General features: G+C 70.7%; 8 protein-coding genes. 5 read left to right on the plus strand and 3 right to left on the minus strand.

The features are described 5' to 3' along the window. The first annotated feature begins 515 nt into the window (after nt 1-515). From AC5LSR_RS20635 to AC5LSR_RS20650, 4 genes are all read left to right on the plus strand, one after another. Entirely contained in the window at nt 516-1,220 is a 705-nt protein-coding gene (locus AC5LSR_RS20635; RefSeq protein ID WP_250284918.1) for a SigE family RNA polymerase sigma factor, read from the plus strand. A 272-nt stretch (nt 1,221-1,492) separates the two neighbouring features. After that, nucleotides 1,493-2,488 (plus strand): hypothetical protein, encoded by a 996-nt coding sequence (locus AC5LSR_RS20640; RefSeq protein ID WP_250289897.1) that lies wholly within the window; start codon nt 1,493-1,495, stop codon nt 2,486-2,488. Nucleotides 2,489-2,740: 252 nt separating this feature from the next. Next, a complete protein-coding gene (locus AC5LSR_RS20645) occupies nt 2,741-3,178 on the plus strand; it encodes a hypothetical protein (RefSeq protein ID WP_250284733.1) in 438 nt (145 codons plus the stop codon). Then, complete coding sequence (locus tag AC5LSR_RS20650) at nt 3,175-3,633, plus strand: DUF3817 domain-containing protein (RefSeq protein ID WP_250284735.1); 459 nt, start codon at nt 3,175-3,177, stop codon at nt 3,631-3,633. Before AC5LSR_RS20645 ends, AC5LSR_RS20650 begins: the two co-directional genes overlap by 4 nt. A 108-nt stretch (nt 3,634-3,741) precedes the next feature. Here AC5LSR_RS20650 and AC5LSR_RS20655 read toward each other — a convergent pair whose 3' ends face one another. From AC5LSR_RS20655 to AC5LSR_RS20665, 3 genes are all read right to left on the minus strand, one after another. Beyond that, complete coding sequence (locus AC5LSR_RS20655; protein ID WP_250284737.1) at nt 3,742-4,824, minus strand: right-handed parallel beta-helix repeat-containing protein; 1,083 nt, start codon at nt 4,822-4,824, stop codon at nt 3,742-3,744. An 89-nt stretch (nt 4,825-4,913) separates the two neighbouring features. Then, complete coding sequence (locus tag AC5LSR_RS20660; protein ID WP_250284738.1) at nt 4,914-7,370, minus strand: right-handed parallel beta-helix repeat-containing protein; 2,457 nt, start codon at nt 7,368-7,370, stop codon at nt 4,914-4,916. 13 nt (nt 7,371-7,383) lie between these two features. Further along, nucleotides 7,384-8,622, minus strand: a complete 1,239-nt coding sequence (locus AC5LSR_RS20665) for a glycosyltransferase family 2 protein (protein ID WP_250284740.1) — start codon at nt 8,620-8,622, stop codon at nt 7,384-7,386. Nucleotides 8,623-9,004: 382 nt separating this feature from the next. On the opposite strand from AC5LSR_RS20665, the gene AC5LSR_RS20670 reads away from it, so the two are divergent. Next, on the plus strand, nt 9,005-10,342 hold the full coding sequence (locus tag AC5LSR_RS20670; protein ID WP_250284742.1) for a UDP-glucose dehydrogenase family protein: 1,338 nt from the start codon (nt 9,005-9,007) through the stop codon (nt 10,340-10,342). The last annotated feature ends 17 nt before the right edge of the window (nt 10,343-10,359 follow it).

The following is a 10,359-nucleotide window of genomic DNA, read 5'->3' on the forward strand; positions in this document are numbered from 1 at the left end:
GGGGAGGGCTCGTGTGGGGCGGGCGGCAGGTCAGGCGTGCTGGGGAGCAGCGGAGCGGGATCGTCCGGGACCGGAGCATCCGGGTCAAGCGGAGGCGGCGGGGCAGGCCGGCGTGCCCGGACGTCCCGGCGAGCCACAACGGCTTCATGCGAAGCACCCATATGCGCCGGCATACCCCGACCGGCGCTCCGCGGAAACATCACCGGCGTCGGCCGCGCGGCCCTGGCGACGAGCCCGGCCGGCTGACCGGCCGGCTGACCAGCCGGCTGACCGGGCGAATCACCCGGCTTCGTCCGAATGATGACCAAATCATGACGATGACCGAATTGTACGGACCCGCCGCGGCCCATAGGCTGCGCGCCGGACATACTTCTCGCATCCTGCCATCGGGCGAGATCCACACGTGTGGCGCATCGCCTGTCGGACGAGCTTCAGGAGCGCGCCGGTTGGAACGGGACGGGGACACCACCGAAGCGGACAGTACCGCGGGCACCTTCGCCGTACCGAATGACCCCGTGGCACCCGATGGCCTCCACAGCGACCACGATGACCATGAACGCCTCGGCGATCACGGTGGCCCGGCCGCGGAGTTCCACGCCTTCTTCGAGCGGCATCATCGCCAGCTGTCCCGGCTCGCCTATCTGCTGACCAACGACCATGATGCCGCCGACGACATCACCGCCGACGCGTTCACCGCCGCCTGGCGGCGCTGGGACAGCGTCCGTCAGGCCGACAGCCCGCTGGCCTACCTCAGACGTACCGTCGCGAACATGGCGGCGAGCCGGCTACGGAAGATCATACGTGAGCGGCACGGCCTCGGCATCCTCGGCGGCCTGGCCGAGACCCGCAGCACCGACACCGACGTGCCGGCGGTCGTCGACGTCCGGACGGCGTTGATGTCGCTGTCGACCGGCAAACGGGAGTGCCTGGTGCTCCGGTACGCCTTCGACCTCTCCGAGGACGAGACCGCCCGCACCCTGGGGATCTCCGTCGGCACGGTCAAGAGCCAGACCTCCAAGGGCGCCGGTGAGCTGGAGCGCATCCTGCTGGCGGGCACGCGCGACAGCACACGCGACAGCGCCCGGGGGCCGCAGGCCGCGTCGGTGACGGATCCCGTGGCCCGGCCGGGCAGGAAGCATCCCGAGGCGCGCAAGGGGCTGCCGCGCCGACGGCACGACGTCGACCCGCGGGCGCGGCTGCGGGGCGGGGAGGCGACGTGACGGGCGGCCGCGGTGGCGCCGGCCGCCGCCACCGCGGACACACCCGGGTGGAACCGGGGCCGTGGCTGTCCGAGGCGCTCACGCAGGCGGCGGACGCGCACGAGCCGGACAGCGCACGGATCCGTGGACGCGTCATCGGGCCGGGCCACGAGACCCACCCGCCGCTGGCCCACGCTGCCGGCCGTCGTCCCGGAAGCCCGCCCCGGCCCCCTCGTGACCGGCGGCGGCGACGGAGCCTGGGAAGGGCGGTCCCGCGAGGGAGAGGGCCGGGGATGCCGCCGGTTGTCTCCCCCCGGTCCAGGATGATCGTCCTGGGTGCCGTCGCCGGCGTGCTCGGCGTCGTGGCGATCACGCTGACCGGTATCCGGACGGTCCCGTCGCACGATAATGATCATTCTGTGTCGGCCACGGCGCTTCCGGTGCCACCGGCCGCCGCCGCGACCGGGGCCGTCCCGCCCCTGCCCGCCTCCTCGCGGCAGCCCGCGTCGAGCGGGCCGACGGAGCAGACCACGCCCGGCCCGGCGGCCGCGCCCCCGCCGGCCCAGACACCCGCGGGCGAGGCGCCGCGGGTCCGGCTCAGCGTCGGCCCAACAGCCCCGGAACGGATCGTCCTGCCGGGCGCGGACGTCCAGGACTGGGTCCTCTACGGGAACGGCGCGGGCAGATCCGCCGAGCGGGTACGCGCGAATCTGGCACAGCCGGTCATCGGCCGGATCAACGTGTCCGGCGACATCCCGACGGTGGTCCCTGGTCCCGCCCGGTTCGACTGGAGCGCGGGCAGCCCGCAGCAGACGGGCCGCAACCATGCCGACGCCCTGGCGCTGCGGGGCTCCGGCAGGTTCCGGCTTGCCGTCCCGACAGGCGGCCAGGCCGGCCGTCTGAGCCTGTACCTGGGCACGCTGGGGGGACAGGGCGTGGTGCGGGCCGACATCGACGGGCAGGATGTCTCGTCCGTCGTCGTGCCGGCGGGCCGTTCGAGCAGATGGACGGGCTCGGTCGTCGAGATCGACTTCGGTCCGGGTGCGGGCGGGCGCACTTTGAACGTCGAGGTGTCCGCCCGGGCAGAGCCCGGTTCCGGCGACCCGGGCGACCCGGGCGACCCGGGCGACCCCGATTACCCGGATGACCGTGATGATCAGAACGAACGGCGTGACGCGGACGGGCGGGGTGGCCCCGGCGGCGGCAGGCCGCTACGGGCCCCGCAGGCTCAGGCGGGGCCCGCGGGGCAGGTCTCGCTTGCCGCCGCCGTCCTCTCCGGCTACCGGTGAGCCGTTCGCGACGTTGAAAAAATGTTCTGGACGCGGCAACCCCGCCGGGCTCCCGAGCGACTGGACATATGAACGTGCGGACAGCTCCGCTGCGCTCAGAACCGATGATCTTTCGGCTGGCCAAAGCGCTGTTTCCGAACGTTCCGGCTCGCCCGTTCCCCGCTAACCCCCCCCAGCCGGGGCGGGCGAGCCGTACTTGTCAACCCGTCCGACAGCCCCGCGTCGGGCACGAACGGATGTAGCGTCGCAGACGTGCGCCGAATCCTCTTCTCACCCTCCTGGATCCTGCGGCACGCGCTCGCCCTCTTCATGATCGGCCTGTTCGCCAGGCTCGGGTGGTGGCAGTGGGAGAAGGGGCAGTCCAGCCGCGGAACCCTGCAGAACCTCTTCTACGGCGTGGAATGGCCGATCTTCGCCATGGCCGTGATCTTCGGCTGGTCGCAGATGGTGCGCGAGGAACTTCGCCCCGGACCGGCGAAGCCGGCTCCCGCGGCCGAGGAAGCGGCCCGTCCCGGTACGGACGCACAACCATGGAACGAACACCGCGGGCCGGGCGGGCCTGGCGCTGACGGTCCGCCCAGCAGTGGCTCCGGCGACGATGAGGAGGATGACGAGGAGTTGGAAGCGTACAACCGCTATCTCGCCTCGCTCTACAAGCGGGACACGCCATCCGGGTCGGGGACCCGGTGACACCGCCCACCAGGGAGGACTCCGGCAGGGCGGCTCCGGGGCCGCGGCCCGCGGCGGGCCCTGGGACGGCGGGACCGGCGGCGACCGGCGCCAGCGCCGGTTCCGCCTCGGGCTCCGGGCGTTCCAGCGAGCGCGCGGTCCGTCGTGCGCTGCTGCGCTTCCGGGTGATCGCCTATCTCGTCGGCGTGGGGCTGATCACGCTCGTGCTGGTGGGTGTGCCGCTGAAGTACCTGGCGGACGCCCCGACGCTCGCCGAGGCCGTCGGCCCCATCCACGGGTTCCTGTTCATGGTCTATCTCGCCCTGACGGCGGACCTGTCGTCCCGGTGCCGGCTGCGTACCGGACCGACCCTGCTGGTCATGCTGGCCGGCACGATCCCCTTCCTGTCGTTCGTGGCGGAGCGCCGGGTCACCCGTACGGTGCTCGAACGCCAGCGGGCTTCTCACACCCCGTGAAGACATTCACAACATAACTACAATATAATCACTACGGACGTCGGACGCGACGGCATGCGGCGTCAACAGCCAGCGCTGCCGTCCGCCCGGCGGCGGAAATACCACGGCCTAAGAGCACTTGACGTTGGAAAAGCCCCGGCTCGCGCCCTGGACCCTGTTGTCGCAACCGACCACGTTCTGGGTCCTGTCGCCATCGTGGATGTAAACGCCGAAGCCTCCGCCGTTCACCGTGAGCGCATTGTTCCGGATGATGTTCCGCCGCCCCCAACCGTCGGACTCGACGTGGGTCTGGATACCGTCCTTGATGTTCCCGCCACCCTGGCCGGTGTTGTCCACGACGGTCCACCCGTTGCCCTTGAGGTCGATCCACGAGTCGGCCTCGGTCAGCCGGTCGGCGGACAGGGTGTTCCCGGAGATGATGCCGCCGGTCGTGCCTTCCTTGATATCGATGTTCTCCGCCGTCGTGCCGGCGATGTCGTTCCCGATGACCGAGTTCCGGTCGCTGTTGTCCGGGCGGCAGTCCGAGTACTTGCACCAGTTGCTGCTGGCGCTGCCGACATAGATGCCCTCGCCGAACTTCTCCGAGCGGTTCCCGGTATTCCGGATGACGTTTCCGGTCACCAGGTTGTCCGAGCTGAAGGAACGCAGGTGGATGGCCTCGTCCCCGATGGCGCTCACGCTGAGCCCGGCGATGATGCCGTGCTGGACGCCATCCGCCATCACGCCCTTCTTGCCGTTACGGACGCTGAAGCCCGACAGGCGGACATAGGAGGCATGGTCGATGTGCAGGATGTAGTCGGTGTCGTCCTGGCCGTCCAGCACGGCGCCGCGCGAGCCGCACAGCCAGATCGGCTGTGCCGCCGTGCCCGACCTGGCGATGGTGAAGCCACCGGCGTACGTACCGTCGGCCAGCCGGATGACCGCGCCGGGCTTCGCCGACGCCAGCGCCACCTTGAGATCACCGGGATTACGGACCGTAGGCTCACCCGCCGGACAGGCCACCTCCTGGCCGCCGGGCTGAGGCCCGCCGCCCTGGGTGACGGCCGGCCCGGCCCCGGCGGCGGACGCCTGCGGGGAGGCCGCTGAGGCTCCGGAGCCGGCGGTGGCCGGCGGCGCCTGCGGCTTCGCCGTCTTCGTGCCCCCCTGGCAGGCGGCGAGCGTCACCGCGCACGCGAGCACCGCCGCCGCCACGCACAGTCTCCGGCACCTGCGGATGCCCCGGGGGGGCGGCCCTGCCGGGGGGCCGGCCGCCACGGCGGGGACCCCCCCGGGAGGGATCGTCACAGTGGATCCCTCCTGCTGTAACGGTCGCGGTCTTTTCCATTGTAGGAAACCATCGCCCGCGATCCGACGGTGTCGTATTTCACCACCGCGGCACCTTCGCGGTCGCCATTGACCGTGACGTCGTCCGCCTCCGGGCCGTCCTCATAAAAACGATCGTCTGGCAGCTGGTCGTTCCAGGGCTGCGGATACCCCTGGGACGCGGAGGCGCCGGCAGGCCCGTCGCCACGGAAAGCGCCGTCGTTCCCCCCGGCGAACCGGTCGAAGGAGCCGTCGGGATACCGCGCCGCATGGTCGCGCAGGTAGCGCAGGCCATCCATGGTCGGGTTGTCGTCCTGGTTGACCCGGGCGCCGTCGCGGTCGTGGTCGTTCCCGCCGAACGCCCTGTCGGGGCCGCCTGGCCCCGCCCGCCGGCCGGCGGGGCCGGGCGACGGGGCGGACGCGGCGGGCCAGGGCTGGTCGCCGTACCGCGGCTGGGGTGCCGGCGGGTGCTCCTGCGCCGCGGCACCGCGGTAGGTGGTCGTTCGATGGGCGCCCTGGCCGGGTACCAACGGCGTCCGTCCAGGATCCCTGGGGCGCGGGGGCATGGAGATCACCTCGGTCGCCTCGACCAGCTCCAGCCGGTCGACGGCGGCCTGCAGCCCGGCCGCGCCGACGGCCGGCTGCAGACCGGCCGGGACCGGCTGCGGGCTGGCCGGCACGGCCGACACGGCGGACGCTGTGGTCATGCGCCGTACCAGCAGATCGGATTCGGGGTAGGGGTGCTCCTTGGTCGCGCGCCTGCGCCAGCGCCGGCCGGTGCGCCAGCCGAGAATCGGCAGCAGCGCCATGAACGACCAGACGAACAGGGCCGGGTGCCGTTCAAAGATCACGTACCACGGGCGCTCGAGCCGGGGAATCCACTTCGACGTGTCGTTGCTCTTCACGGCCGCGGCGGTGATCCCGACGGCCTTGCGGATGTCGACGGCCCGCCAGCCGCGGCCGGCCAACGTGTTGTTGCCCACGGTCGTGCCGTCGGACTGGCCACGTACGGTCACCGCGAACTCGGTCGAGCCGGATATCCTGTTACGACTGATGATGTTCGTCGCGGCGTCCTGGGTGATGATCCCCATCCGCCCGTCGGCGAGCGTGTTGGTGGTGATGGCCGTCCGCTTGGCGTCCGGGCCGATCTGCAGGGCGGAGTCGACCACGCCCCCGACGGTGTTGTCGAGGATCTGGGTGCCGTTCGCGCCGCTCTTGACCACGACGCCCACCTGGCTGCCGGACACCTTGTTGCCGCGCACGACGGTGTCCTCACCGCCGAGGACCCGGACGCCGTAGCGCCCGTTGCCGCTCAGCGTGTTCGCCTCGATGACGGTTCCCTTGATCTGGTTGATCTGGACGCCGGTGGCGGTGGCGACGATGCCGATACCGCGGCCGTCCAGGGTGATCCCGTCACCGCTGTTGTCCGTGATGGTGCTGCGCATGACCCGGGAGCCGGAGGCGCGGTCGATGGTGATGCCGTCGCCGTGGTTGCCGGTGGAGGTGCTGCCGGAGATGAGGGTGCTGACCGCGTCCCGGTGGATCGCCAGGCCGGCCCGGTCGTTGCCCTCCAGCCGCACGTTGATCATCTGGATGCCCTCGCTACCGGAGATGTAGGCACCCCAGACGTTGTTGACGAACGTGGAGTTGGCCGCGCCACCGGTGCTGGGCTCGCCCTTGCTGCCCGTCCAGGCCACGCCGCCGGTGCGGCCGTTCCAGAAGCCCAGGTTGGACGCCCGGACGTTGCGCACGACCAGTTCGCCACCCATCGTGCGGATGTAGGCGCGCCCGTCCACCGTGTTGGCGTCGGGCTTGAGCTCCTTGATGTCCCAGCCGACGATGTTCAGCGGCTGCTGCGCGTTACCGTTGATCTCGATGGCCCCACGCCAGCTGGTGAGCCCGACGAAGCCCGCCGGGCTGCTGGCGAGCCGCAGCGACCCGGCCCGCTGGTCGATGACCAGCCGGGCGTCCGGCCCCACCACGATGTTGGCCAGCACGAGGGTGGCGCCGTCGACCTCACGGCGCATGCCGCCGGCGGCGGCGACCTCCTCGACCGTGTAGGGAGCCTGCCGGGCCGGCAGCAGCAGGGTGGGCAGGCTGCCCTGGGTCTGCACCATGGCAGGCGCCCGCAGCACCCCGAACTTCTCGAACGTCGACCGCAGGCGGATGTCCTCGGCGTCGACGAGCAGGGCCTGCTTCTTGGCGTCCGCCGAGGTGACCGGGGGCAGCGGCGGTGGTGGCGCGGCCAGCGCGGGGCCGGCCGTGCCCACCAGGACGGGGAGGCCGCCGAGCAGCGCGCCCGCGCAGACGCCGCCGGCGAGGAGGCGGGCCCGCGCCCGTCGCCGGCGGCCGGGCGACGGCCTGGCGACGGGCGACGGCCTGGCGACGGACGACAGCCCACGGCGGACAGCGGGCCCGAGCGTCGGGATGATCATGAAACTCCGATCATTATTGGCTCACCCGAACGGAGGCGTCCGACTGCCCCTCGCCGCCTATCAGGTCGGCGCGCCGGGTCAGCCAGCCCTGCTTGTTCATCGTTATGAATGCCCAGGTCTTGATGGGCAGGGCAACGATAACGATCATCACGACCACCACCGGCAGGATGAAGATGTCGCGGGGCTGCTCCCGCAGGTGCGACAGCCCGCGCACGGCGCGTCCGCCCAGCAGCCACGCGACCGCGATGAGGGGGGCGTTCGCCTGCGGCCGGACCATCCAGAACCCCAGATAGGTCATGGCCACCCCCATGGTGACCGGCGTGAGCAGGATCTGGAGAACGCTGATCTGGCAGATCAGCGGCTGCCGCCACAGCCAGCCCTTGTAGATCGCGGTCAGGTAGCAGCGGTAGGAGTTGCGGCTCCACCGCACCCGCTGCTTGATGAACGCCTTCAGCGAGTCGGGGAACATCGATATGGCCCGGGCCGTGTCCTGGTGCACGGTCTTGTAGCCGGACGCGAGGGTGAGCCAGGTCAGCCGCCCGTCGTCCCCGGCGATGCACCGCCTGCCCAGGAAGAACTCGTTCTCCAGGTTGTGCAGCACCGGCAGGATCGCGGACCGGCGGTAGGCCGCCGTCCGCCCGGACAGGCAGGCGACCGCGCCCGCCCGGCCCTGCGCCGGCACGTAGTCGAGGTAACGGATGTCGACCAGCCAGTTGGCCACCCGGCGCCAGACGCTGGTCCGCGCGTTGTAGACGCTCTGCCGGGTGCCGACCCCGCCGACCTTGGGATCGACGAACGGCATCTGGACGGCGGCGAGCAGGCCCGGCTCCCAGGCCGTGTCGGAGTCGCAGAGGACCACGACCTCCTTGGTGGCGGCCTTGATGCCCACACCGAGAGCGGAACGCTTCCCCTCGTGCACGAAGGGAAGCACGCGGAGGTTGCGGTGCTCTCGCGCGTGCCTGCGCAGCCGGCTGATGAGCTCGGTGTCCTCGACGTCCGGGACGATGATGAGCTCGTCGGGGTTCTGCGCCAGCCATGTCTGCAGGCAGCGCTCTATGACATCCGGGTCCTCACGGAAAGAGGGGACGACGACGGATGTGGATGTCCGGAACTTGTTGTTGATCGGCTTGTAACGAGATGACAATACACGTCGGAACAACCACACCGACCACGAGATCACTCCCGCGATCCCCAGGGGAACAAGTCCCCAGTATGATCCGACGCGGTCGATCACGGTACTGAGCGCGTCCATTGCCTGGCGTTTTCCCTCCGAGGGGTTACCGTAAAGACCCACCTGAAAAGTAGCGGCCCGGCGGCCCTCCCTCTCATATCGGCCAAAGACTTGGCCGTCGGACGCGAAGGCGCATAGGACCCTACTCCCGATGGCAGTGCACCGGAGGTTAGCAGTGTGACGTGAATCGCACGCACCCCGGGGTGTCGGTAGCTACAGAACGCACTTACCCTGTCACAAGAAATAACGCGGCCCCGACGGATTTACTCTGCGACTACGAGGCACGTGCATAATGCCCCTTCTTCGCATCGCATGACTCCGGGCGCCGACGAACGTTAACGGATCATGTCGAATACGCAACGCCCATAGTCAGATTACCGCCAACTGGGAGTTGACAAACCACATGGGAACAACAACCGTTGTTGATCCATTGAGAATTTCTGTCATTGGAACCGGCTACCTGGGCGCTACACACGCGGTCTGCATGGCCGAGCTGGGCTTCGAGGTCATCGGCGTCGACGTCGACCCGGTCAAGATCGAACGACTGACCGCCGGCGAGGTGCCCTTCTTCGAGCCCGGGCTGGAGGAGCTGCTCCGCAAGAACCTGGAGTCCGGCCGCCTGTCCTTCACGACGTCGCTGGCGGACGCCGCCGGCGCGGCGGACGTCCACTTTGTCTGCGTCGGGACGCCCCAGCACCCCGAGTCGAACTCCGCGGACATGCGCTACGTCGACGCCGCGGTCAGCGGGCTGATCGCCGGTGGGCTGCGGCCGGGCTCGCTGGTCGTGGGCAAGTCCACGGTCCCGGCCGGGACAGCGGCCCGCCTCGCCGCCTGGCTGGCCGAGCAGGCGCCCGAGGCCGAGCTCGCCTGGAACCCGGAGTTCCTGCGGGAGGGCTTCGCCGTCGACGACACCCTGCGCCCCGACCGGCTCGTGTTCGGCGTCGCGCCCGGCGGCAGCGCCGAGGCGACGCTGCACCGCGTCTACGCGGCAGTGATCGCCGCCGGCACGCCCGTCGTCACCGTCGACTACCCCACCGCGGAGCTGGTCAAGGTGGCCGCGAACGCCTTCCTCGCCACCAAGATCTCCTTCATCAACGCCATGGCCGAGGTCTGCGAGGCCACCGGGGCCGACGTCACCCACCTGTCCAAGGCCATCTCGTACGACACCCGGATCGGCGGCCGCTTCCTACAGGCCGGCCTCGGCTTCGGCGGCGGCTGCCTGCCCAAGGACATCCGCGCCTTCCAGGCCCGCGCGACCGAGCTCGGCGCCGGCCAGGCCGTGGCCTTCCTGGCCGAGGTGGACGCCATCAACCTGCGGCGCCGCGACCGCACCGTCACCCTCGCCACCGAGGCGCTCGGCGGCGACGTCACCGGGAAGGTGATCGCCGTGCTCGGCGCGGCGTTCAAACCCAACTCCGACGACATCCGGGACTCCCCCGCCCTCGCGGTGGCCGACACCCTGCGCAAGGCCGGCGCCACGGTCGCCGTCTACGACCCGGCCGCCATCCCGAACGCCCGGCGGGCCTACCCGGAGCTCATCTACGCCGACAACGCTGTCGACGCCGCGACCGGGGCGCATATTGTGCTCCATCTCACAGAATGGACTGAATTCCGTGAGCTCGACCCGAACGCCCTGACCGCGGTCGTCGCGGCCCGCACCGTCATCGACGGCCGCAACACCCTCAACCCCGCCCAGTGGCGCGCCGCGGGCTGGACGTACCACGCGCTCGGCCGTCCCTGACAAGTCGACGGATCACC

The sequence above is a fragment of the Protofrankia sp. CiP1_Cm_nod4 genome, from assembly GCF_982290645.1.